This window comes from Comamonas resistens (genome assembly GCF_030064165.1).
Taxonomy (GTDB): domain Bacteria; phylum Pseudomonadota; class Gammaproteobacteria; order Burkholderiales; family Burkholderiaceae_C; genus Comamonas; species Comamonas resistens.
Map to the genome: position 1 here is coordinate 4,049,461 of NZ_CP125947.1, position 23,216 is coordinate 4,072,676.

The 23,216-nt window shown below is 61.8% G+C and carries 30 protein-coding genes; 20 read left to right on the top strand and 10 right to left on the bottom strand.

The window, feature by feature from the left end:
* Positions 1-3 precede the first annotated feature (3 nt).
* Both QMY55_RS18790 and soxZ read left to right on the top strand, forming a co-directional pair.
* The gene (locus QMY55_RS18790; protein ID WP_283485660.1) at positions 4-510 is read left to right on the top strand and encodes a thiosulfate oxidation carrier protein SoxY; all 507 of its coding nucleotides are present in this window, start codon (positions 4-6) and stop codon (positions 508-510) included.
* A gap of 161 nt (positions 511-671) precedes the next feature.
* On the top strand, positions 672-1,001 hold the full coding sequence (gene soxZ / locus QMY55_RS18795) for a thiosulfate oxidation carrier complex protein SoxZ (protein WP_063664994.1): 330 nt from the start codon (positions 672-674) through the stop codon (positions 999-1,001).
* A gap of 143 nt (positions 1,002-1,144) precedes the next feature.
* On the opposite strand, the gene QMY55_RS18800 is transcribed toward soxZ, so the two are convergent.
* Complete coding sequence (locus tag QMY55_RS18800) at positions 1,145-1,816, bottom strand: YitT family protein (RefSeq protein ID WP_407650540.1); 672 nt, start codon at positions 1,814-1,816, stop codon at positions 1,145-1,147.
* 356 nt (positions 1,817-2,172) lie between these two features.
* Positions 2,173-2,679 (bottom strand): outer membrane protein assembly factor BamE, encoded by a 507-nt coding sequence (locus tag QMY55_RS18805; protein WP_283485662.1) that lies wholly within the window; start codon positions 2,677-2,679, stop codon positions 2,173-2,175.
* Between the two features lie 106 nt (positions 2,680-2,785).
* Here QMY55_RS18805 and QMY55_RS18810 point away from each other — a divergent pair, with 106 nt between their 5' ends.
* From QMY55_RS18810 to QMY55_RS18830, 5 genes are all read left to right on the top strand, one after another.
* Positions 2,786-3,247 (top strand): hypothetical protein, encoded by a 462-nt coding sequence (locus tag QMY55_RS18810; RefSeq protein ID WP_283485663.1) that lies wholly within the window; start codon positions 2,786-2,788, stop codon positions 3,245-3,247.
* 62 nt (positions 3,248-3,309) lie between these two features.
* On the top strand, positions 3,310-3,516 hold the full coding sequence (locus QMY55_RS18815; protein WP_283485664.1) for a DUF3460 family protein: 207 nt from the start codon (positions 3,310-3,312) through the stop codon (positions 3,514-3,516).
* A gap of 69 nt (positions 3,517-3,585) precedes the next feature.
* Entirely contained in the window at positions 3,586-4,443 is an 858-nt protein-coding gene (locus tag QMY55_RS18820; RefSeq protein WP_283485665.1) for a segregation and condensation protein A, read from the top strand.
* A 133-nt stretch (positions 4,444-4,576) separates the two neighbouring features.
* The gene (gene queE / locus QMY55_RS18825) at positions 4,577-5,215 is read left to right on the top strand and encodes a 7-carboxy-7-deazaguanine synthase (protein WP_283485666.1); all 639 of its coding nucleotides are present in this window, start codon (positions 4,577-4,579) and stop codon (positions 5,213-5,215) included.
* Between the two features lie 138 nt (positions 5,216-5,353).
* The gene (locus QMY55_RS18830; protein WP_283485667.1) at positions 5,354-5,719 is read left to right on the top strand and encodes a 6-pyruvoyl trahydropterin synthase family protein; all 366 of its coding nucleotides are present in this window, start codon (positions 5,354-5,356) and stop codon (positions 5,717-5,719) included.
* A gap of 143 nt (positions 5,720-5,862) precedes the next feature.
* On the opposite strand, the gene QMY55_RS18835 is transcribed toward QMY55_RS18830, so the two are convergent.
* A complete protein-coding gene (locus QMY55_RS18835) occupies positions 5,863-6,894 on the bottom strand; it encodes a porin (protein WP_283485668.1) in 1,032 nt (343 codons plus the stop codon).
* Positions 6,895-7,290: 396 nt separating this feature from the next.
* On the opposite strand from QMY55_RS18835, the gene panD reads away from it, so the two are divergent.
* The 4 genes from panD to QMY55_RS18855 all read left to right on the top strand — a co-directional run bounded on the left by panD (position 7,291) and on the right by QMY55_RS18855 (position 10,226).
* Positions 7,291-7,671, top strand: coding sequence for an aspartate 1-decarboxylase (panD, locus tag QMY55_RS18840; protein ID WP_283485669.1), 381 nt, complete (start codon positions 7,291-7,293; stop codon positions 7,669-7,671).
* Between the two features lie 32 nt (positions 7,672-7,703).
* Positions 7,704-8,063 (top strand): 5-carboxymethyl-2-hydroxymuconate Delta-isomerase, encoded by a 360-nt coding sequence (locus QMY55_RS18845; RefSeq protein ID WP_283485670.1) that lies wholly within the window; start codon positions 7,704-7,706, stop codon positions 8,061-8,063.
* Positions 8,064-8,311: 248 nt separating this feature from the next.
* A complete protein-coding gene (locus QMY55_RS18850; RefSeq protein ID WP_283485671.1) occupies positions 8,312-9,532 on the top strand; it encodes a CynX/NimT family MFS transporter in 1,221 nt (406 codons plus the stop codon).
* 52 nt (positions 9,533-9,584) lie between these two features.
* Positions 9,585-10,226, top strand: a complete 642-nt coding sequence (locus tag QMY55_RS18855) for a tRNA-uridine aminocarboxypropyltransferase (protein WP_283485672.1) — start codon at positions 9,585-9,587, stop codon at positions 10,224-10,226.
* Between the two features lie 67 nt (positions 10,227-10,293).
* Here QMY55_RS18855 and yiaA read toward each other — a convergent pair whose 3' ends face one another.
* The 6 genes from yiaA to QMY55_RS18885 form a co-directional block, all read right to left on the bottom strand.
* Complete coding sequence (gene yiaA / locus QMY55_RS18860) at positions 10,294-10,812, bottom strand: inner membrane protein YiaA (RefSeq protein ID WP_283485673.1); 519 nt, start codon at positions 10,810-10,812, stop codon at positions 10,294-10,296.
* 158 nt (positions 10,813-10,970) lie between these two features.
* Complete coding sequence (locus tag QMY55_RS18865) at positions 10,971-11,543, bottom strand: DUF4274 domain-containing protein (protein ID WP_283485674.1); 573 nt, start codon at positions 11,541-11,543, stop codon at positions 10,971-10,973.
* 27 nt (positions 11,544-11,570) lie between these two features.
* A complete protein-coding gene (locus QMY55_RS18870; protein WP_283485675.1) occupies positions 11,571-12,200 on the bottom strand; it encodes an aminotransferase class IV in 630 nt (209 codons plus the stop codon).
* Positions 12,197-13,393, bottom strand: a complete 1,197-nt coding sequence (gene pabB, locus QMY55_RS18875) for an aminodeoxychorismate synthase component I (protein ID WP_283485676.1) — start codon at positions 13,391-13,393, stop codon at positions 12,197-12,199. Before pabB ends, QMY55_RS18870 begins: the two co-directional genes overlap by 4 nt.
* Before the next feature lie 249 nt (positions 13,394-13,642).
* Complete coding sequence (locus QMY55_RS18880) at positions 13,643-13,954, bottom strand: DUF4148 domain-containing protein (protein ID WP_283485677.1); 312 nt, start codon at positions 13,952-13,954, stop codon at positions 13,643-13,645.
* Between the two features lie 121 nt (positions 13,955-14,075).
* Complete coding sequence (locus QMY55_RS18885; protein ID WP_283485678.1) at positions 14,076-14,810, bottom strand: Crp/Fnr family transcriptional regulator; 735 nt, start codon at positions 14,808-14,810, stop codon at positions 14,076-14,078.
* 196 nt (positions 14,811-15,006) lie between these two features.
* On the opposite strand from QMY55_RS18885, the gene panB reads away from it, so the two are divergent.
* From panB to panC, 3 genes are all read left to right on the top strand, one after another.
* The gene (gene panB / locus QMY55_RS18890) at positions 15,007-15,876 is read left to right on the top strand and encodes a 3-methyl-2-oxobutanoate hydroxymethyltransferase (RefSeq protein ID WP_283485679.1); all 870 of its coding nucleotides are present in this window, start codon (positions 15,007-15,009) and stop codon (positions 15,874-15,876) included.
* Positions 15,877-15,997: 121 nt separating this feature from the next.
* Positions 15,998-16,522 carry a DUF2004 domain-containing protein gene (locus QMY55_RS18895; RefSeq protein WP_283485680.1) on the top strand — a complete coding sequence of 175 codons (525 nt, stop codon included), beginning with the start codon at positions 15,998-16,000 and terminating at the stop codon, positions 16,520-16,522.
* 11 nt (positions 16,523-16,533) lie between these two features.
* Positions 16,534-17,382: a pantoate--beta-alanine ligase gene (panC, locus tag QMY55_RS18900; protein ID WP_283485681.1), complete on the top strand. Its 849-nt coding sequence runs from the start codon at positions 16,534-16,536 to the stop codon at positions 17,380-17,382.
* A gap of 5 nt (positions 17,383-17,387) precedes the next feature.
* Here the strand turns inward: panC and QMY55_RS18905 are convergent, their stop codons facing one another.
* Complete coding sequence (locus tag QMY55_RS18905) at positions 17,388-17,777, bottom strand: hypothetical protein (protein WP_283485682.1); 390 nt, start codon at positions 17,775-17,777, stop codon at positions 17,388-17,390.
* Positions 17,778-17,968: 191 nt separating this feature from the next.
* On the opposite strand from QMY55_RS18905, the gene QMY55_RS18910 reads away from it, so the two are divergent.
* From QMY55_RS18910 to QMY55_RS18935, 6 genes are all read left to right on the top strand, one after another.
* Positions 17,969-18,793: an ABC transporter substrate-binding protein gene (locus QMY55_RS18910; RefSeq protein ID WP_283485683.1), complete on the top strand. Its 825-nt coding sequence runs from the start codon at positions 17,969-17,971 to the stop codon at positions 18,791-18,793.
* Positions 18,794-18,884: 91 nt separating this feature from the next.
* Positions 18,885-19,640: an amino acid ABC transporter permease gene (locus QMY55_RS18915; protein ID WP_283485684.1), complete on the top strand. Its 756-nt coding sequence runs from the start codon at positions 18,885-18,887 to the stop codon at positions 19,638-19,640.
* Positions 19,637-20,323, top strand: a complete 687-nt coding sequence (locus tag QMY55_RS18920) for an amino acid ABC transporter permease (protein WP_283485685.1) — start codon at positions 19,637-19,639, stop codon at positions 20,321-20,323. Before QMY55_RS18915 ends, QMY55_RS18920 begins: the two co-directional genes overlap by 4 nt.
* A gap of 185 nt (positions 20,324-20,508) precedes the next feature.
* Entirely contained in the window at positions 20,509-20,736 is a 228-nt protein-coding gene (locus QMY55_RS18925; protein ID WP_407650541.1) for a hotdog family protein, read from the top strand.
* Between the two features lie 106 nt (positions 20,737-20,842).
* Positions 20,843-22,042, top strand: a complete 1,200-nt coding sequence (locus tag QMY55_RS18930) for a tyrosine-type recombinase/integrase (RefSeq protein ID WP_003056225.1) — start codon at positions 20,843-20,845, stop codon at positions 22,040-22,042.
* Positions 22,039-23,175 (top strand): PDDEXK nuclease domain-containing protein, encoded by a 1,137-nt coding sequence (locus tag QMY55_RS18935; protein WP_003056224.1) that lies wholly within the window; start codon positions 22,039-22,041, stop codon positions 23,173-23,175. Before QMY55_RS18930 ends, QMY55_RS18935 begins: the two co-directional genes overlap by 4 nt.
* Positions 23,176-23,216: the final 41 nt, after the last annotated feature.

Here is a 23,216-nt window from a genome sequence, read left to right on the forward strand (position 1 = left end):
GACATGACGACAACCCACCACCTCACTCGCCGCCATTGGGTGGCCGGTACTGCGGCCCTGGCGCTGCCATCGGCCGTACTCGCTCAAGCCACCCAGGCCATCAATCCTGTGGCCAAGTCTGCCCTGGTCGGCCCGCTGGCCCCCAACCCTGCAGAGTTCAGAAAGCTCATGGAGCAGTTCACGGGCGGCAAGCCCGCTCAGGCCGAGGGCCTGCAGCTCGATGTACCCGTGCTGGCCGACAACCCCAGCGCCGTGCCCGTCAAGGTCAAGGTGACGCTGCCCATCACCGAGCAGGACTGGTGCGAGGAAATCATCGTGCTGGCCGAGCTCAACCCGTCGCCGCTGACCTGCCGCATGCAGTTCACGGCAGCGGCCGGCACGGCCGAGGCGGCGGTGCGCATACGCCTGTCCCAGTCGCAGACCGTTCACGCCCTGGCGCGCATGAAAAGCGGCAAGGTACTGCTCGCCAAGCAGGCAACGACGGTGGCCGCCAGCGGCTGCGGCATGTGAATCCAGGACCCCTGAGTCGCTTCGCGCCTTCCCCCACTGGGGGACAGCGCCAGTGCAGCAGGGCGGCCTTTGCGCGGCGCTTGCTGGACTCAAGCCCCCAGCTAATTCGGACATAGCAGCTTCCAGATTCACCCTGGATGCGTGAACCCAAAGGAATTTCAATGAACAAACCACCTCGTGTCTGGGTCAGCAATGCCACCCCCAAGAAAGGCGAAGTGCTGCGCGTACGCGCACAGATGGAACATGTGATGGAAAGCGGTCTGCGCACCGACCCGGCCACGGGCAAGGTCCGCCCCCGCAACATCGTCAGCCGCTTTGAAGCCAAGCTGGGCAATACCTTGCTGTTCGCCTGGGAGCCAGGTATTTCGATTGCCCAGAACCCTTATATCGAGTTCACCTTTGTGGCGCGCGAAAGCGGCGAGCTGAATATGCAGTGGAAGGACGAGCAAGGCCAGACACTGAGCGCACAGAAGACCATCAGCGTCGCCTGATGGCGAGAGCCATGAGAAATGGCTCCCCACGCTTGCCCACTACCTGTGGCCGCGGCCCCGGCGTTTTCATCCTGGGGCACCACGGCGAAGAAAAGCCCCGCCCGGTTTGCACCGAAGCGGGGCTTTTTCGGAAATAGCAGGCCTCAGTTGCCCTGATAGCGACCGGGGCGGTGGCTGATCCACAAGAACATGCTCATGATCACCGCCGCAAGCACCGAGTACGCCACGCGATCAAAAGGCACGATGGCCAGCGCCAGCAGCACCACCGTGCAGTCGATCATCATTTGCACCTTGCCCGCGCGAATGCCATAGCGGTCCTGCAGATAGAGCGAAACAATGGTGGCGCCGCCCAGGCTGGAATGGTGGCGCGCCAGGAACAGGCAACCCGAGCCCATGAGCAAGCCGCCCGCCACGGCCGCATAGAGCGGATTCAGGTAGTCGATATGGATGAAGCGCGGGCCCACGTCGGCCATCAGCGCCAGCATGGCAACCGAGACAAAGGTCTTGATCGTGAACTCTGCGCCCATGCGTTTCCAGGCAAACCAGTAGAACGGCAGGTTGATGACAAAGAAGATGGCGCCAAAAGGCAGGCCCGTCACATAGTGCAGCAAAAAGGCCACGCCCGCCGTGCTGCCCGTGAGCAGCCCGGCCTGCGCAAACAGCATCATGGTGATGGAGACAAACAGCGAGCCCGTGAACAGGGCCTGGGCGTCCTCGAAGCGGCCATGGCGCAAACCCAGGCTGGCGGGCGCAGAAGCAGCGTCAATGCTGCGAACCAGACCGGAGCTGGCAGAAGAAGATAGCGGTGTGGACATGTCGGGTAAGACAGCAGAATGGGTGCCCAGGGTCTCGATAAAGACCGGAGGCAAGCCGGCGCGGATAACACCGGGAAATCCCTTAATTTTACGGATGAACTCATGCCATATGCGCATTATTTGCTGCAACGCAACAAATATTGAAGGGCAATTACGAAGCCCCGCTCATCAAAAACCTCAAGCTTTTCAGCCATAGAACGCTTGCTGGGAAATCGCCGGCAGCTATCAATTCAAAAGCAATCCGGCGACGCATTGAGAATGCAGCGCCCTCCACTTCACCATTCCCCATGCAAAAAAGCCCTGTCTACGCCTTCGCAGACAGGGCTTGCAACAAGGTCCGGCCTCCTGGCGGACGATCAGCCGCGCGGCTCGTCGGGCAGGCGTTCGCGGTTCAGCGTGCGCAGCACCCGACCCGAAGAATCAAAAGTCACGGTGAACTGCATCTCTCGCGTGGGTGGGTCGATATAGTTCCAGTCCCAATCGGTTTCCTGCTTGAGCTTGTAGGTCATCATCTTGGCGGGCTTGCCCAGCATGCGGCGCACTTCGCCCTCCTCCATGCCCGGCACGATCCTGGCGAACACATGAGGCGCCAGCACCTGGCGCAGCGCACTCATCTTGCCGTCAGGGCCTATGGTGATCATGTAGTTCTTGGCACCTGCAGGCTGGCGGTTGTACTCCAGCGTGTGGGAACCATCGGCCTCCTGCCAGATGCGCTCGGGTTCGCCGAACTTGGCGCGCACATCGAACTCCGTGGAAAGGCCTTCTTCCAGCTCCTTGATCTTCTGCTCGTCGCAGCCCACCAGGGTCAGTGCACCAATGGCCACAGCTGCCAGGGCGCTGGTCACACGGGAAAAAATATTCATGGGCTTGAATCACAATGCTTGCCAGACAGAATATGGATTCTGACACCAAGCCACTCGCGCAAGCGCGCCACTTTTGCAAACGCTTGTCAAAACGGAGCCATCCCTCGTGAGCACAACCATTGAGCAACTGTTTTCCCAATTCACCAGCGCCGCACAGGCGGCCCAGGATCAGCAGGACAAATGGCTGATCATCGATCCCGTCTACGAGCACCTGGAGACACTGCAGGCCGCCGCACTGGAGCAGGTCCTGCCCCATATCCTGACGCTGATTGAGACCTACCCCGAACTGGACTACGGCGGCCCGGGCCCATTTGGCAGTCTGATCGAAGAGCACCCCATGGCTGCCTACACCCCGGCTTTGCTGGCTTCTCTGGAGCGCCAGCCCAGCGTGCAGGTCATAGGCTGGCTGGACCGCACCATGGGCGTGGACGAGGACTTTCAGCGCGGCGACCCGAACCCGGTCGGAGCCGCCGAATTTGCCGCCGTGCTGGAGAAGATCATTGTTTCGCCACGGGCCTCGGGCGACTGCAAGCAGTTCGCACAGACCTGTCTCAAAGACCTGAAATAGCCCGCAGCGGGCCTGACGCCCGCGACGGGCTAAAATCCGCTGTTCTGAGAGGTTTTACGCATATGTCCTTCTTCCGCCGCCCTGACTACCGTTCCGACACCACCAACTTCATCAATGACCTGAAGAAGCAAAAGCCCGAGCTGGATCAGCAACAGATCGCTGGCCGTGCCCTGCTGTGGGACAAGGATGTGAACGCCGAAGTCTGGGAAGACCTGCGCGCTGGCCGTGTGGAGCAACAGCCCTACGTGTACCAGACCAACCACTCCTGATTTTTCAATGAAATCAGCCTTTAGCGCTTACCTGTCAAGCGTTCTCAGCTCTGTATTGCATAGCAATCCATGAGCGAGGCTGATAGCAAGACCCTGTTGCCGGGCCAAAGCCCGGATGCCCCTGAAAGCTCACCCGAGGTGATCGATCAGGTGGCTCTGGCGCGCCTGTATGGCGAGCCTCTGTTTGCGCTGCCCCAGGATCTCTACATCCCGCCCGACGCGCTGGAAGTCTTCCTCGAAGCCTTTGAAGGCCCGCTGGACTTGCTGCTCTATCTGATCCGCAAGCAGAACTTCAACATCCTCGACATCCCCATGCTGGACGTGACGCGCCAGTACATGGCCTATGTGGACGAGGTACGCAGCCGCAATCTGGAGCTGGCCGCCGAATACCTGCTGATGGCGGCCATGCTCATCGAGATCAAGTCGCGCATGCTGCTGCCGCCCAAGAAGCAGGAAGACGGCGAGGAAGCCGAGGATCCGCGCGCCGAGCTGGTGCGCCGCCTGCTCGAATACGAGCAGATGAAGCTGGCCGCCCAGCAGTTGGGACAGCTGCCCACCTACGGGCGCGATTTCCTCAAGGCCACGGTCTATATCGAGCAAAGCCTGCAGCCACGCTTTCCCGACGTGGAGGTCAGCGAACTGCAGGCCGCCTGGCGCGACATCCTCAAGCGCGCCAAGCTGGTGCAAAGCCACAAGATCACGCGCGAAGAACTGTCGGTGCGCGAATACATGAGCCAGATCCTCAAGCAGCTGCAAGGCCAGCGATTTGTGGAGTTCGAGCGCATCTTCAACCCCGAAAAAGGTTCGACCGTGCTGGTCGTGACCTTTATCGCCATGCTGGAACTGGCCAAGGAAACGCTGATCGAGATCACCCAGGCCGAAGCCTACGCCCCCATCTATGTGCGCCTGGCCTATACCCCGGTCTGAGACCCCGGCACCCGTCAAAGCAGCTCGCAGTTAACCCCAGGGTTCACCCGAGGTTCAGCAAGGGCTTACATTCGCTTGCCCGGCTGCAACTTGGGCGGCCCTTGTTTCTGCACGTCTCGGCGTGCCACTCCAGATGACATACAGCGTCAAAGAAATTTTCTACACCTTGCAAGGCGAAGGCGGCCAGGCCGGCACGCCCGCCGTGTTCTGCCGTTTTGCAGGTTGCAATCTGTGGACGGGGCGCGAGCAGGATCGGCCCAATGCCATCTGCCAATTCTGCGATACCGACTTTGTCGGCACCGACGGTACATTGGGCGGCAAATTCTCCACGGCCGATGAGCTGGCCGAGCGCATTCTGAGCCAATGGCCGGCCGGTGACAGCCAGCACCGCATGGTGGTGCTGACAGGCGGCGAGCCTTTGCTGCAGGTCGATCAGGCCCTGATCGCCGCCCTGCATGCACGCGGCTTTCGCATCTCGGTGGAAAGCAACGGCACGGTGGCCGCGCCCGAAGGAATCGACTGGCTGTGCATCAGCCCCAAGGCCGGAGCCGACTGGATCCAACGCAGCGGACAGGAGCTCAAGCTGGTCTGGCCTCAGCCCGGCTTCGACCTCGCGGCCATAGAAGCCGACACCAAGTTCCTGCATTATTTTCTGCAGCCCATGGACAACGCCCAGCAGAGCAGCAATATTGCGGCCTGTATCGAGCAATGCATGCAGCGCCCTGGCTGGCGCCTGAGTCTGCAAACCCACAAGCTCACTGGAATTAGATGACCCCCCTGAGTCGCTTCGCGCCTTCCCCCCTGGGGGACGACGGCCTTTGCTGCGGGGCGGCCCTTGCTGGCCATCCGCCATGGGGTCCGTTCCCAACTCAAAGGCCGAAGGCAATGCTCAGCGTCACCGATCACTGATATGCAGTTCACCGTTCACCAGCGTTTTTTCTTCGATGCCGCCCATACGCTTGAGCGCGCTATCGAAACCGAGAGCAGCCGCCGCATTCACGGCCACACCTATTGGGCGGAAGTCAGCGTGACTGGCCCGCGCAATCCCGACAATGGCATGGTAATCGACCTCGGCCATCTGCGCGCACGGCTTGAGCAATTGCGCGACCGACTCGACCATCACTTTCTCGATGAAGTGCCGGGTCTTGGCAAACCTACGCTGGAGAATCTCAGCCTGTTCATTGCCAACGCCCTCGCCGACCTGCAGCCGCCCCCCAGCCGCATCCGCGTCTGGCGCGACAGCATTGGCGATGGTTGTGTGCTCGATCTGAGCTGATCGCAACGCTGGCCTCGATGCCTATTCAATGACAAGCCCCGCTTTCGTGGGGCTTGTCGGTTTGCAAGGACTCAAAGGCTTCCCCACCCGAGGCCTGACCTTGCAACAACATGCGGCGTGAGAGCGGGCTCACGCCCGGCTAATCAGAAGTTGTGGCGCATGCCGATTTCGTAACCGGTCATGCTCTTGCCCAGGTTGGGCGTGGGAGCCAGCGAGGAACCCAGCTTGCGCGCCGCCTTGTCATCGTTGCTCATGCGTGCCACGGCTGCGTACAGCTCGGTGCGCTTGGACAGCTTGTAGCCATAACCCAGGGCCAGACGCTCGGAGTCGGCGTTGTCGCTCTTCTTGTCCTTGTACCAGGTGTAGGCCGCGCGCAACTCGCCCGCGCCCAGCGGCACCTTCACGCCCACGCTGTACAGGTCCACACGCTTGTTGTTGCCGCGGTCCGACGCCACCAGCACCATGGGTGTGACCACACCGAAGTTGTAGGATGCGCCCAGATTCATGGTCTTGTAGTCCACGCCGCTGTTGGCGACGCCGCCACGGGCCACGCCATAGGCTGCGGCCACATCCAGCGGGCCATTGGCATAGCCCAGACGCAGGCCGGTGGAGCTGGCCAGGCTGTGGTCGGCGGCTTGCTCGCCAAAACTGTGGCTGATCTGGCCATAGACACCGCCCAGCTTGGGCAGCAGATAGCTGACCATATTGGAGTTGCGCTTGGGGTTGGAGCCTTCGGAGGTACCGACAGCCGAGCCGCTGATCAGGTTGTGGCCGTTGATGGCGCCCATGCCTGTGTCGCCAAAGGCGTGGAAGTTTTCCAGATTCTGGTAGGCAGGCGTCTTGTCACGGCCCAGGCGCAGCTCGCCGAAATTGCCCAGCAGGCTGATGGTGCTGCGGCGGTCGAACTTGAAGCCAGAGGCCGTACCGTCGTCAACGCCAATGCTGCCTTCCAGCCAGAAGCCAGCTTTCAGGCCGCCACCCAGGTCTTCCACGCCGCGAAAGCCCAGACGGCTGCTGGAATTGCCACCATTGGCCAGGCCGGTCACGCTCTTGCCCGAAGTGGAAATATGCGCAATCGAGGCGTCTGCCACGCCGAACAGGGTGACGTTGGAGCTCTGGGCGGAAGCCGCTGCCGCAAAAGTCATGGCGGCCAGGGCGATCAATGTGTGTTTCATGCTGTTCAATCGAAATATCGGTATGGGACAGACCTCGATAAAAAGAGCAGCTCAGCCAGACACCATGCGGGCTGCAAGCCTGCTGTAGCTGTTGGCGCTCATGAATCGAGGACGGGTCCGATTAAACGGATCAGGCATGACAAATTAGTGAAAACCCCAATATTTGTAACCAAATAAAAATACAGGTCTTGATCATTTTCTTCACCCATCCGGACTAACTGATCTGCAGGTTTTGCCAGGCAATGTGTGGGCATCCGTCCCTGTCACACCCGCATCCCATATAGACTTGGCGCTTTCCTCATCCAAGCCAGCTCTGCCAGACAGTCACCTTCAAGGCTGCCGGACTGACCGTGGTGTCGAGGTTAGTTATTCCATTCCGAGAGCGAAGAGACAAACATGTTCCGCACCCTGCTGAAGTCCAAAATCCACCGCGTCAAGACCACCCAGTGCGAGCTGCACTACGAAGGCTCCTGCGCCATTGATGAAGACCTGTTGGACGCCGCCAATATTGCTGAAAACGAACAGGTCCATATCTGGAACATCGACAACGGCGAGCGTTTTGTGACCTACGCCATCAAGGGCGAACGCGGCAGCGGCATGATTTCCGTCAACGGTTCCGCTGCGCGCCGCGCCAGCGTGGGCGATCTGCTCATCATTGCGGCCTTTGCCCAGGTTCATGAAACAGACGTGGCCGAGCACCAGCCCCAGTTGGTGTTTGTGAACGAGCAGAACCAGCAAGTCGAGCTGCGCCACAAAGTACCTACCCAGATGCTGTAAAACCCTGCATCCGTCTTTAGCGAAAGAGCGCCATGCCCCATCTGCACATTGAATACACCGAAAACCTGACCGGCCTGAACGAGCGCGAGCTGATGCGCGAACTCAATGCCGTGATCTGCGCCCACCCCACCGTGACCGACGAAGCCGATGTCAAGGCCCGCATCGCACGCCTGTCCTCCTTCTACATCGGCAATCACCCCGACAACCGTGGCTTCGTCCATGTGCAGCTGCAACTGATGGCCGGCCGCAGCGAGCAGGCCAAAAAGGAAATGTCCGACGGCCTGGCCGCCGTGCTGCGCCGCGCCGTGCCTCAGCACGAGGGCATCATGGTGCAGCTGAGCGTGGATGTGGCCGATATGGACAAGGCCACTTACTTCAAGGGCCGCCTGTAATCGCATCGCCCTCGGCTCCAGTTCCCAACTGCTGCAAACCCGTCATGGCAAACCCTGGCGGGTTTTCTTTTGGCTGTGCGCAAGAGCAGACTCGGATTTTCCTGGGCCGGCAGGCCCGGCCTCGCTACCAGCAATCGTATGCAGGACTGACCTGGGCCGCCGCAGCGGATGCGCGAGGGCAGCTTCCTTGAAGCAAGACTCCTGTCTGAACCTGATTTGCGCAAGTGCTGGTATACAGTCGGCGGGCTATGAGCCCGCCTGACAAAACACCCACCACAAAAGCGCAGACAAGCAACCCCAGCAGCCACTCCTGGCTGCTGGCATTGAGCCTGATCCTCATCGCCTGCAATCTACGCCCCGTGTTCGGCAGTCTCTCCGTCGTGCTGCCCGAAATCATGCGCGACACGGGCCTTTCGTCCACCGGCGCCAGCATGCTGACCACGCTGCCGATTCTGTGCCTTGGTCTCTTTTCCTTGCCGACGCCTGCCCTGGCCCGTCGCTTTGGCGCGGAACGTATTCTGCTGCTGGCCTTGCTGCTGATCGCGGGCGGCACCTTGCTTCGCGCCATGGGCAGCCTGCCCATGCTGTTTGTCTCGGCCGTGCTCGCAGGGGCAGGCATTGCCATGGGCAATGTGCTGCTGCCCGGCCTCATCAAGCGCAGCTTTGCCTCCCGGGTTGCGCTGATGATGGGGCTGTACACCCTGGCCGTCTGTGCGGGGGCCTCTTCTGCCGCCGCTTTCACCGTGCCCATGGAAATGCACTGGTTTGACGGGGCCTGGCCCAAGGCTCTGGCCGTCTGGTCGGCCTTGGCTTTTTTTGCCTTGCTGATCTGGGCGCCGCAGGCACTGCGCGCACGCCCCATGGCCACCGATGCAGCTGCACACGCAGGCAGCCTGATACGTTCGCCCCTGGCCTGGCAAGTCACTTTCTTCATGGGCCTGCAATCGGCGCTGGCCTATATCGTCATGGGCTGGCTGGCCCCCATCCTGCGGGAGCGCAATATCGACAGCGCCATGGCCGGCTATCTGGTGGCAACCTCCATCCTCATGCAGCTGATTGCCAGCCTGCTGACGCCGCCGCTGGCCGCCCGTCTCAAGGATCAGCGCGGCTTTGCTCTGATTCTGGCAATGATGATTCTGGCGGCCTTTCTGGGCCTGCTCTGGGGCCCTCTGGGCCTGCCCATGTGGGGTTGGGCCGTGCTTCTGGGTCTGGGCCAGGGGGGTGCCTTTGCGCTGGCGCTGAGCCTGATCGTCATGCGCAGCGGCAATATGCAGGTGACGGCCCAGCTATCGGCCATGGCTCAGGGCTGGGGCTATGTACTGGCCGCCTGGGGGCCGCTGCTGGTGGGCCTGCTGCGCGGCATGACGGGCAGCTACGTCCCCACCGCCTGGCTGGTCATCGCACTGTGCGTGGCAACGGCTATTGCAGGCTGGGGTGCAGGGCGCAACCAGCTGGTACAGCATTCCTGAAGGAAAATCGGCCTCTATCCTTTGCTGATCAAGCGCCAATAGCTCCTGATTCATGAGTAGAGAACGCTGCCCCCATTGCCACCGCGCAAGCACCACCTGTATCTGCGCGCTGGTGCAGACCATTCCCCACAAGGCCGAGGTCTTGATCCTCATGCACCCCATGGAAGTGCACGAGGCCAAAGGCACCGGACACCTGCTGCACCTATGCCTGCCCCGCAGCCGGTTGCTGGTGGGGGAACAATGGCCTGCCGAAACGCTCAATACCTGGCTTGACGACGACTGGGTACGGCCCAGGCAACCCGGTCAGCGCCATAGCCTGCTGCTCTACCCCGACACCGAGGCTCAGGATGCGTGTCTGGGCCTGCAGGCTCCAGCGCCTTCGCCCCAGCCCTGGCCGCTACCACCCGAGCAGTTGCGCCTGGTCATCATCGACGGCACCTGGCGCAAAAGCCGCAAAATGCTTTTTCTCAACCCGGCACTGCAAGGTCTGCCGCGCCTGGCGCTGCAGCAAGTGCCTCATTCCCGCTATGTGATTCGCAAGGCCCACCAGAGCGGCCAGCTCTCCAGCTTCGAAGCCACGGCCGTGGCTCTGGCCCAGCTCGAATCCTGGCCCGCCGACAGCCCGCAGGTTCAGGCACTGGATCAGGTGTTCTCCCGCTTTATGGCGGCGCAGATGCAATATCGCCAAGGCTAAAAAGCCAAAGACCTGCCGCTTGCCTGGCAGGTCTTTGTTGGGGAGGAGAAATCCAGATTGGCGGCGATCAGCGGCTGTTCGCTACAGCTTCCTGGGCAGACTCGGGCTTGATACCGTCGGCACTGACCAAAGTGGGCGAGGGACGCTCACCCTTGTCACGCTTGCGCTCCTGAGGTTCGTTCATGCCGGAGAGATTGTCCCGAGTGTTCTTTTGCACGGCAATCGCACCAAACAGGGCCAGCGCAAAGGCCATGGCGTAAAAGCCTTTTTCGCTCAGTTGCAGCGTGGCATTGAACAGCCCCACGCCCAGCAGACCCACCGCAATCAGCAGTGCCACCCAGCTGATGCCGTAATAGATGCTCGTGACGGGAATACCTTCCAGACGGTCACGCACCGACTTCTGCAGCGAAATGGCCGAATACAGACCCAGCACCAGCACGGCAAAATAGTAGCCCTTTTCGTTGAGCTGCATGCCTGCATTCCACAAACCCACCATGAAAGCCACCACGCCCAGCAGCAATGCAGCCCAGGAAGCTCCGACAAACGCGGAAGATGGCTTGTTGCTGAAAGCAGCTTGGTTGTTCATGACTCGCTCCTGAAGTTTTGGTGAAGCGAATAGTACGAACCCTCCGCCCAGAAGCCAAGAACATTCCGAACAGGTATTACCAAGTGATACCCGCAGAAGCTTGACTATGTTTGCACCACCCAAATACCAGTACGGTGCGCACCCTGGCTGCAAAGGCCTCAGTCTTCGTTGTCCAGCTCGTCCTCTTCCATGGCCTCGTCCAGCGCTTGCCGCACATGGGGTGGCATGCCTTCTTCCCAGCCCTGATCGTCCACATAGGCATAGATATCGGGCTGTGTGCCGGGGACGGCAGTCAACATGAAGGCGGGAATCTGCCACTTGGCCTCGCTGGCTTGGACGGCCTCGCTGGTCCAGTCATAACCCGGATGGGCGTCATTGCCCGTGGGTGAGGATAGATCGTTGGCCGGATCCCAGCCTATGGTGGCTGCAGCCAGCTTGCCGCCTTCCACACGCTGTGCCAATGCATGGATGCGTGCCCAGCCGGCGCGGTTGATGCTGGGTACCTTGGCTTCCTCTGCGTAGTGCTGAAAGTAACCGGGCTGCTGGTACCAGTACAGGGCCTTGGCCACTGCAGGCTCCAGCTTCGGATGCTTGCCCATCCAGTCGAGCAGCGCGTTGGCGCCGTCGTAGTTCATGGTGGTCGCAACAGCCAGCCACTGCGTGGGCGTGGCGTCCGCCAGGAACTCCTTCATCAGGTCCAGATACAGGGCATCAAAGTCGTCGTCATCCATGCTCGTCTCTCCTGTGCTTGAGCAGCTTCAGCGTACCAGCCTTGCCTCCAGCCAGCCGCGCAAGCTGTTGATGAACGCCCAGCGCGTTACCTGTGACACATCGTCCACATGTACCACCTGCTCTGTCAACTGCGATTTCGATAGTGCCAGCGCACGGCCCACGCCTGGCAGCAATCCGCAGGACAGCGGCGGTGTAACCCAGCGGCCACCGATCTCCATGGCGACATTGCCGCGCGTGCACTCGGTGATTTCTCCGTTTTCATTGTGCAGCACCACATCGAACACGGCTTCGCTGCGCGGGCTGAACATCTCGTAATGCCCGCGCACCGAGGTCTTGAAGCGCACGGCATCGCCGTGAGCCACGGCATTGGCCAGCGGCTGGCGGGCCAGCTGCAGCTGCACCGGCTCCGGCGTGGGCAGCAAAGGCTCGGCCGTGATGACGACGGCGCCGCTGACCTGCAATGCCAGCCTGACCCGCCAGTCGCCTCGCTCATGGCTTTGCGCCAGGCGTGCCATATCGCTTTCCAGCTGCATCTGCATCAGCGGGTAGCGGAAATGCTGGGCCGTGATCTGCAGCCGTGCCCAGTGCAACGGCCAGTTCTGCCAATGCCCGCTCTTGAGCGCCAGGGTTTCCAGGATTTCAAAATTTGTATTCATGCCGATTCACCTCGGGTCAGCGACCTGGCAAAAACCTGCTTGTGCTGCCACTCCATCCATTCCCCCTGTGCCGTGGCGCTGGACGTGATGCCGCTGCCGATGCCGCAGCTCAAGCGTCCCTCATGCTGCACCACGGTGCGTATGGGCACATTGAATGTAGCGTGAATGCGCCCCGGCACAAGCCCCGGGCGAACCACACCCAGCGCACCGCAGTACACGCCGCGCGGCTGCGGCTCCAGCTCGCGAATCAGGCGCATGGCCTGGCGTTTGGGCGCGCCGGTAATCGAGCCGCAGGGGAACAGGGCCGCAAACACATCGACCAGCCGCAAACCCTCGCGCGTCCTAGCCACCACATCGGAGGTCATCTGCCAGACCGCCGGCAGGGCCTGCAGCTGAAACAGCCGTGGCACCCTGACGCTATGGGGCTCGGCAATGCGCGAGAGGTCGTTGCGCAGCAGGTCCACGATCATCACGTTCTCGGCCCGCTCCTTGGCAGAGCTGCGCAGCTCCTGCGCCGCCTCGGCGTCCGCCTCGGGCGTTGCGCCCCGCGCTGCCGTGCCTTTCATGGGGCGGGTCAGGATCTGCGTGCCATCCCAGTCGAAGAACAACTCGGGCGAGACAGACATCACCTGCATGTCCCCACTGTCAATCAAGGCCGCATAGCCGCCGGGCTGGGCCTGCTGCAGCCTGGCGAACCAGGCCTGCGCCAGCGCGGATTCCGATGCCTGCACCGCATCACCGACTACCGCCTGCAAGGCCGCCGTGTAGTTGATCTGATAGCATTCACCTGCCGCAATGGCGTCGTGGATACGCGCGACACCGGTCTCGAACTGCTCGCGCTGCAGCGGGCTGTGCCACTGCACATCGGGCGCAGTCAGCACAGGAGCCATGTTTTCCTGCACAAGGGCCGATGCCGAAGGCGCCTGATGCGCACCGAACCAGGCCAGCGGCTGGCCGGGCTGAGGTGGGTGGACCGCGTCCGCATAAGCGGGGTCAAAAGCGCTGGCCGCTTCATAAGCCAGCCAGCCCACGCACCACAGGCCTTGCTCGGCAGCCTGTTGCACCGCCTCCAGCACTGCAGCAACCTCATCGGGGCTATGGGCCGCCCAAGATTGCAAAGGCTGGCCAAACACCTGACGCAGGCGCGCGGACTCAGGCTGGTGCGGGTTGGAAAAATCGAGAATAGTTTTCAAGTCAAACAGCCTGCTGACGCAGCATTGGTATACGTCAGATGCTATCAAACTTGCTATCCACGAGTGTCAGTAGTTGCTTTCAAATAAAGAACCCCACGCTTGCCCACTTCGTGTGGCCACTGCCCCCCAAGGGGACCACTTATTGCCTTGGGGCGGCCCGGCGGCAATAAAAAAACGCGCTGCAGGTCAAACCTTCAGCGCGCATTCCACCAATGTGACTGCCTCTGGCGGGCAGCTAAGAGAGATCGCTTACTTGGCAGCCAGACGGGCAGCAGCAGCACCGTCGTACTTGGCCACGGCAGCCGCATAGGCGGGGCTGCTCAGCAGACGCTGGTATTCGGCATAGGCCTTGCGGTATTCGGCGCTGTGCTCGGAATCGGTATAGCCCGTGGGCGCAGGCAGATAGCCCAGACCGGCGCGCTGGAACATCTCCAGATCGGCCAGCACTTCGGCACGGCTCTTGCCAGCGGCGCTAGGGGCTTGAGGAACATCCTGAGCCATGGCAGCGGCGGCGCTGGCAGTCAGGACAACAGCGGCAAACAGACGGGTAACGGAGCGCATTTTTCAATCCTTTCAGTCATGAGGCCTGTGCCTCACATCGGTATGACTGAACTATGCGCCCGTGGCCGCTGCCAGGTCTGTGCGTTTTCTCACGCAAAAAGTCATTTCGCAATGTGGAAAATTAGCGTGTTTCTTCCAGCAGCACACGCAGACCATCCACATGACAGATGCGCAGATTGCGCCCCTCGCGGCGCAGCAGACCCAGGCGGGTCAGGCGCGACATCTCGCGCGCCACCTCCTCCCGGCTGGTGCCCAGCATGCGGGCCAGATCGTTCTGCCGTGGCGCCGGCGACAGCAGGGCCTGATCGCCCTCCACACCCACCTGCTCGGCCTGCTCCAGCAACTGGGCCTGCAAACGCCCTCTTACCGACAAGGTGCCCATGTTCACCACACGTTTGGCCAGTTTGGAAGACAGCTCCACCAAGTGCTCTATCACAGCCCAAACCACCTGTACGTCACTGACAATCAGCGCTTCCAGCTCTTCCTTTGATAGCGAGGCAACCAGACTGGGCTCCACGGCCTGCACCTCCACGCTCAACTGGCTGCCGCACTCCAGTGGCGCCATGGGGCCAAAGAAGCGGCCAGCCGTGATCATTCCTATGATCAGCTCACGCCCGTTGACGCCATAGCTGCTGACGCTGAGCGATCCGCTGCTGAGCATGTAGAGACGCTGATCCAGGTATGGCCCGTGCAACACCTGTCCCGCTTCCAGCCTGTGCCAATGGCAACGGGTCGCCAGATCGGCCAGCTTTTGATCCGACAGCGAATCCAGCAGCCGCACGCTGCGCAGCCCCTGCCAGGCTACTGCGGGGGCGGCAGGCGATTCGACGATGGTCGGTGTGGCGGCAATGGTCATGGATGGCCAATCAAGAAGGTATCGACACAGCAATCATGGTCAGCATAGTGCCAGCCTGGGCCAAGAACATGGTCTGTTTGCAGTTGTTGTGCAGGCGCAGCATCGCATAGACTCGCGAACAATTTGCCCAAAGCCTCAAAGGCCGCCAGGCATGGCATAAGCAGACCCTATAGAAGACCCAGACAGGAGACCCCTCATGACCGCCACCGGCACCCCTTACGGAACCATTCCCCCCTCGTCGCCCCAGCCTCAGCGTCGCCCCATCAGCCTGCCACGTCTGGCACAGATGCGCGCCGCAGGTGAAAAGATCACCATGCTGACCGCCTACGACGCCACCTTTGCCGCCGTGGCAGATGCGGCTGGCGTGGAATGCATTCTGGTGGGCGACTCGCTGGGCATGGTCTGCCAGGGCCTGCACAGCACCGTGGGCGTGACGCTTCAGGATATGGCCTATCACACGGCCAGCGTCACGCGCGGCCTGCACCGAGCCCAGGCCACGGCCTGGGTGATTGCCGACATGCCCTATGGCAGCTATGCCGAAAGCCCCGAGCAAGCCATGCGCAACGCCTGCGAGCTGATGCAGGCGGGTGCGCACATGGTCAAGCTCGAAGGCGGCGGCTGGACCGCGCCTACGGTGCGCTTTCTGGTGGACCGGGGCGTGCCCGTCTGCGCCCACCTGGGCCTGACGCCCCAGACCGTCCACGCCCTGGGCGGCTACCGCGTGCAGGGCAAGGACGAGCAAGCCGCGGCCACCCTGCGTCAACACGCGCTGGAGCTGCAGGACGCCGGTGCCGGCATGCTGGTGCTGGAAATGGTGCCCGCAGCCCTGTCTGCCCAGCTGACCAAAGAGCTGCCGCTGTGCCACACCATAGGCATAGGCGCGGGCAATGGCACGGCCGGCCAGGTTCTGGTGCTGCACGACATGCTGGGGGTAAATCTGGGCAAGATGGCCAAGTTCGTGCACAACTTCATGGCCGACGCAGGCAGCGTCAAGGGCGCCATGGAGGCCTATGTGCAGGCCGTCAAAAACGGCAGCTTCCCCGACAACGCGCTGCACGCCTGGTAAAAAATACGGCATTGCTTGCTGAAAGGCACGACGGACGCCAACCAGACTCAAGCAAGCGCTTTGCCTCAAAGGAAACCACCTTGATGCATTCTTGTTGGCACAAGTTCTCAAAGGATTTTTCTTGAACACCATCACCCACCCCTACTTCGGCCTTCTGTCCACCACCAAACTGCAGGACACCGATGTGATCTGGGAAGTCCCGCAGGACCTGAATGGCAAAGCCATTGAAACCTGGCTCTGGGCCGACCCCGCCACCTCGCTCGATGCGGCGCTGCTCGATACGTTCGCGAGCACCCTGGGCACGCTGGCGCAGCTGGATCAGAAGGCACGCGAGGCCCTGGCCCTGCATCTGCAAACCGAAAGCGACTTTATCGACAACCTGGCCGAAGCTGCCAGCGAAGAAGGCACCCAAGGCCTGCCCACCGTGCAGACCCTGCTTCAGCAAGCGCGCGCGGCAGGGCGGGAAAAGATCAGGGCCAGCGACTTTGTGGCCGCCCTGCAACTGGAAAACATCAGCCTCTGGTGCAGCCATGACGATGCACCCGTGGTGCTTGACTACCGCCTGGACCCCGAAGGCAACGACCAGATCCTGGCCGTGAAGTGCGATGCACAGGGGAACATCACTGAAATCGCCTGGGAAAGCTGAAAATCCCGATCATGCAAGTCGTTCATACCATCACCGATCTGCGCGCCGCCCTGGCTGGCGTGCAGCGTCCAGCCTTTGTGCCCACCATGGGCAATCTGCACGAAGGCCATCTCTCCCTGGTACGCCTGGCGCGCCAGAGGGCCGACGTCACCGTGGCCAGCATCTTTGTGAACCGCCTGCAGTTTCTGCCGCACGAAGATTTTGATAGCTACCCGCGCACGTTTGACGCCGATTGCGCCAAGCTGGAGGCCGAAGGCTGCAGCATCGTCTTCGCCCCCGGGGAAAAAGATCTCTACCCCGAAGCACAGACCTTCAAGGTCCAGCCCGATCCGGCGCTGGCCGATATTCTGGAAGGTCATTTCCGTCCCGGCTTCTTCACCGGCGTCTGCACCGTGGTCATGAAGCTGTTCCAGGCCGTGTTTGCCACCACGGGCGGCGGCGTGGCCGTTTTCGGGCAAAAGGACTACCAGCAGCTGATGGTGATTCGCCGCATGGTGCAGCAGTTTGCACTGCCCATAGACATTGTTGCCGCCAGCACCGCCCGCGCGGACAGCGGCCTGGCTCTGAGCTCGCGCAACGGCTACCTCAGCGACGAGCAGCGCGTGCAGGCCATGGCCTTGTCGCAGGCCCTGAAAACACTGGCTGCTGCTGCACGCCAGGGCGGCAATCTGGCCGAGCTTGAAGCCCGGGCCATGGCCGATCTTCGCGCCAGGGGCTGGGAACCTGACTATCTGACCGTGCGCCAGCGCAGCGATCTGCTGGCACCGACCGATGCCAGCCAGGGCGATCTGGTGGCTCTGGGCGCGGCACGCCTGGGCGGCAGCAATGGCACGCGCCTGATCGACAATCTGGAGTTCTAAGCTCCTCAGCACTGAAAAGAGTCGGTGGTGCATTGCGCTGCCACCGGCCGGAGCTGCAGTGCCCGGCCCTGCACCCGGCAATGCGCACCACTGGCAAAGTCCAGCTCCAGCACCAGTGGCTGACGGATTTCATGAGGCAACGGCAGCGAACGCAGACGCTGGCCATCCAGCAGAACCTGCCCGCCTTCAAGCCTTCCAGAGACATCCAACCCTTTATCCATTTGCGTATCCAGCTCGCAAATCAGGAGCAATCGCATCCACCGGCCTTCACCGCTGCCGGTGCGTCCCGCCTCTTCCACCACGCGTGCAGCCGAAAAGCGCACGGTCAGCCTATGCGGAGCATCGGCGCTGACCTGCAGCCCGGCAACCTCTGAATCTTCAAAGACAAATTGCATGAACGCGAGCATACGTGTTCAGATTTCCGGCCAGCAGCCATCTGCAGTTTGCAAAGACGTTTTTCAAATAACGAAGCTGGATTTTCTTCTTTCACTTCATAAGAGAGATTTTTCACAATGGTTTTCCCGGATGCAGCCCAGCCGTTTTGCTGACCTGCCACCTTGCCAACCATTGAAAGAGATTTCCAACCATGCAACTGAAGAAGTGGATCCCCGTTGTGGCTGCCGGTGCAGCCGTGCTGGCCTCCGGCTCCGCCTGGGCCGACCGCCTGGAAGACATCAAGAAAGCAGGCGTGCTGCGCGTGGCGGCCTTTGATGCCAACCCACCTTTCGGTTTTATCGACCCCAAGACACGCAAGATCGTCGGACTGGATGCCGACTACGCCGAGGAATTTGCCAAGCGTCTGGGCGTCAAACTGCAATTGGTGCCCACCAATCCGGCCAATCGCGTGCCATTGCTGGTATCGGGCAAGGTCGATCTGGTGCTGGCCAACTTCACCATCACCGATGAACGCGCCAAGCAGGTGAACTTCAGTCTGCCGTATTTCTCCTCCGGCACCCAGTTCATTGCCCCCAAGGGCAAGCTCAGTTCGGCCGAGCAGCTCAGCAGCCTGCGCATCGCCGTGGACAAGGGCACAACCAACGAGATCGTGCTGCGCGAGAAATATCCACAGGCTACCCTGGTCGCTTTTGACGACACGCCGTTTGCCTTCACCGCACTGCGCAACGGCAATGTGCAGGCCCTGGCACAAGACGGTCCCAAGCTGGTGGGGTTGCTGGCCACCATCAAGGACGCCAAGGAGCGCGGCAAATGGGAGGTTCCTGCCTTCACCATCTCCAACGATTACATAGGCGTTGGCATCCCCAAGGGCGAGGTGGCGCTGACCGACTGGGTCAACACCACTCTCAGGGACCTGGAAAGCAAGGGACAGGCCGCAAAAATCTATGGCGACTGGTTCGGCCCGCAGAGCGCCACGCCGCTGACGCGCAACTTCAAGATCGGCGACAAGACCTGAACCAGCACCACAGCCAGCCACCACCCCACGGCTGACCACCTGTCATCCGGGCAGAGCGCCACAAGCACTCTGCGCCCGGGGCTTGAATCTCATGACCTCTTTTTCCCATTGGCCTGACGCCACGCTGGCCTTCAAGTACTGGCAATGGCTTTTCGAGGGGTGGTCGATCACCATCTTCGCGTCCTTGCTGGTCGTGATCCTCTCGACCTTGCTGGGCATGCTGTTTGCACTGGCCCGCAATGCTGCGGCCAAACCACTGCGCTGGGCAGCAGTCCTTTATCTCTCGGTATTTCGCAACACGCCGCTGCTGGTGCAGCTTTTCTTCTGGTACTTCGGCGTGCCCGGCCTGCTGCCCACCGAATGGATGAGCTGGCTCAACACGGCACATTCACTGGGCCCGGAGGTCTTTCAGCTGCGCTGGCCTTCGTTCGAATTTCTCTCGGCCTGCCTGGGTCTGGTGCTTTATTCCACGGCCTATGTGGGCGAGGAAATCCGCGCCGGCATCCAGCATGTGCCGCGCAGCCAGGTGCAAGCTGCTCAAAGCCTGGGCATGACGCACTGGCAGTTGCTGCGCTTTATCGTGCTGCCTCAGGCCCTGGCCCGGGTGGTGTCGCCGCTTTTCGGGCAGTACATGAATATCGTCAAGAACACCTCGCTGGGCATGGCCATAGGCATGGCCGAACTGTCCTACCGGGCGCGGCAGGCCGAAGCCGAGACCTTTCAATCCTTTCAGGTCTACGGCATCACGACGGCGCTCTATATCCTCCTCATCATCGGGCTTGAGTTGCTGAGCCAGCATCTCCAGCAACGCCGCAGGTGGGGACAGTTGCAGCTGAGGCGGGCATGAATTTCTCTGCACTGGCCGATGACTGGGTCTATCTGCTGCTGGGTACCTTTCCCGAAGGGCCACCGGGCGGCGCCCTGCTCACACTGATACTGAGTGCCACGTCAGGCATCGCCTCCGCCTTGCTGGGCCTGGTGCTCGGCATTGCGCTGGTGGTGAGTCGCGGCTGGGCCAGCCAGTTGCTGCATGGCGTGCTGGGCTTTCTGCGCGCCATTCCCGTGCTGATGCTGATCTTCTGGATCTACTTTCTGCTGCCCATGCTGCTGGGCATGGATGTACCTGGCACTGTCTCCGTGGTCTGTGCACTGTCGCTGATCGGCGGTGCCTATCTGGCACATGGCGTGGCTGCAGGCATACGTGCCATTGCGCAGGGGCAGTGGGATGCGGGCTCGGCCCTGGGCATGAGCCGCTGGCAGGTGCTGCGCTGGGTGGTGCTGCCGCAGGCGCTGTCGGCCATGCTGCCCTCCTTCGTGAACCAGTGGGTGACGCTGATCAAGGACAGTTCCCTGGCCTATATCGTGGGCGTGGGAGAGCTTTCCTTTCTCTCCACCCAGGTCAATGCCAGGCTGATGGTTCACCCTGCCGAGGTTTTTCTGCTGGTCGGAGCCGTCTACTGGCTGCTGTGCTCGGTGCTCAACCTGCTGGCCTGGGCCATGACGCAGAAGCTACAACCGAGTCCGCTCTGATGCACTGCCGCCAAGGCTACAGCCTGCATGGCTTACCTGCATGCATACTGTGCGGCACCTCAACAAGGACACGACTTACGCAAATCCTGTTCAAGCAGGTGCTTGACCTCAAGGCAGCAGTCCTTGTGCATCCGCATCCGCCTCGGCGGCCCGGCTTGTTTGCGTAAGTCCTAAAGGAGACTGGCATGAGTGAGAAGCTGTATCTGGAAGATCTTTATGTGGGCCAGAAATTCGTCAGCGGCGGCTACCCGCTCGATGAAGCCCAGATCATTGCCTACGCCAGGCAGTTCGACCCGCAGGTCTTTCACCTCGACCCCGAGGCGGCCAAGCACACGTTTTTTCATTTCACCATGACTCCAGCACCGAACTTTGCTGGACTACGCCGAAGCCCGATACAGCAGGTTTATCAATAACTTAGGCGAGTCCAACATATGCCGGTGCTTTCCGAAACCTGACCCGGCTTCCCCTCTGATGGCCCCTACATGGCTCTTGGGAATCGGGTCTTTCCGAGGAGTCATCGTGGCAAAACTCAAGCTCACCAAGTCCGCAGTCGATGCGGCACAACCCCAGGCGCAGGCCGTCGAACTCCGGGACACGCTGGTGCCCGGCTTCCTGTGCAAGGTTACACCAGCGGGCCGCAAGGTGTTCATGCTCCAGTACCGCACGAACGCTGGCGAGCGGCGCAAGCCCGCCCTGGGCCTGTACGGGGAACTGACCGTCGAGCAGGCCCGCTCGCTGGCCCAGGAATGGCTGGCCGAGGTGCGCCGGGGCGGCGACCCCAGCGCGGCCAAGGCCGCCGCCCGTTCAGCCCCCACGGTCAAGGAGCTGTGTACCAAGTTCATGGAGGATTACTCCAAGCAGCGCAACAAGCCCAGCACCCAGCGCGGGTATCAGGCCGTCATCGACCGCTGCATCGTTCCGATGCTGGGCCGTTTGAAGGTCCAGGACGTGAAGCGCCCGGACGTGGCCACGGCGATGAAGAAGATGGCGCACAAGCCGGCCGAGGCCAACCGTGCTTTCAGCGTGATGCGCAAGATGTTCAACCTGGCCGAGGTGTGGGGCCACCGGCCTGACGGCACCAACCCCTGCCGCCACGTCCCGATGTACCCCAACGGCAAGGCCACCCACCTCATCAGCGACGAGGACATGGGCAAGCTGTTTCGGCGACTGGAGCACATCGAAGCCGAGGGTCTGGAGAACTACGTCATCCCGCTGGCGATCCGCCTTCAATTCGAGTTCGCCGGCCGCCGCTCCGAAATCGTGACGCTCCGATGGGATTGGGTGGACCTGGACAATCGCCGCGTGGTCTGGCCGGACAGCAAGACGGGCGGCATGTCCAAGCCCATGAGCGAGGAAGCCTATCGACTGCTCTCGACGGCGCCACGGCAGGAAGGCACTCCCTATGTGCTGCCGTCTCCAAGCCATCCCGGCAAGCACCTGACCACGGGCGAGTATTACGGCGGCTGGAGCCGCGCCCTCAAGGCGGCGGGCGCCACGCACGTCGGCACGCATGGCATCCGCCACCGCTCCGCGACCGACATTGCCAACTCGGGCATCCCGGTCAAGGTCGGCATGGCGCTGACGGCGCACAAGACCGTGGCGATGTTCATGCGCTACGTCCACACCGAGGACGATCCGGTGCGCAAGGCGGCCGAGCTGGTGGCGAACCGGCGCAAGACGATCACCGAGGCGCAGCGGCCTGCGGAGGTGGCTGCATGACCAAGAAGGCGCCTGCGATGGCGGGAGTCGCACCCGCCGCCGTGCCTGCCGGCTACGCCGGCATCCACGGCGGCATCGTGGATCTGCTCGATGCCGCGCGCCAGACGGCAGCGCGCAGCGTCAATGCGCTGATGACGGCCAGCTACTGGGAGATTGGCCGCCGCATCGTGGAGGCCGAGCAACAGGGCAAGCGGCGCGCGGGTTATGGCGAGCAGTTGATCGAGCGGCTGGCAAGCGACCTCACCCAGCAGTTCGGCCGTGGCTTCAGCCGTCAGAACCTGCAGCAGATGCGGTCGTTTTTTCTGACCCGGCCAATTCGCCAGACAGTGTCTGGCGAATCTTCCCCGGAGCCAGTGCGGCCTTGGCGGCTGGACGAGCTGGCGCAGGTCTTCACGCTGCCGTGGTCGGCCTATGTGCGGCTGTTGTCGGTCAAGGACGAGCATGCGCGCCAGTTCTATGAAGCCGAGGCCTTGCGCGGCGGCTGGAGCGTGCGCCAGTTGGATCGGCAGATCGGCAGCCAGTTCTACGAGCGCACGGCGCTGTCGAAAAACAAGGCGGCGATGCTGGCCAAGGGCGCGGTGGCCAAGCCCGAAGATGCCGTCGCGCCCGGCGATGCCATCAAAGACCCCTATGTGCTGGAGTTCCTCGACCTCAAGGACGAGTATTCGGAGTCCGATCTGGAGGCCGCCTTGATCCGGCGGCTGGAAGACTTCCTGCTCGAATTGGGTGAAGGGTTCACCTTCATTGGACGGCAGCGGCGCTTGCGCATCGACCAGACCTGGTATCGGGTGGACTTGCTGCTGTTCCATCGCAAGTTACGCTGCCTGGTCATCATCGACCTGAAGCTGGGGAGTCTGACGCATGCGGACGTGGGCCAGATGCACATGTACTGCAACTATGCCAAGGAACACTGGGCCTATCCCGAGGAGAACCCGCCGGTGGGGCTGATTCTTTGTGCCGACAAGGGGCTCGCCCTGGCGCGGTATGCGCTGGAGGGCTTACCCACCAAGGTCATGGCGGCGAACTACCGGATGGTTCTGCCGGATACCGATGTGCTGCAAAAGGAACTGGAAAGCACGCGGCTCTTGCTGGAGTCTCGCGGAACGATTCGTCCCAAGACGTGGAAGCGGTAGACACACCTGCGGAGCTATACGCCTGTTTGGAGATTGGGCAG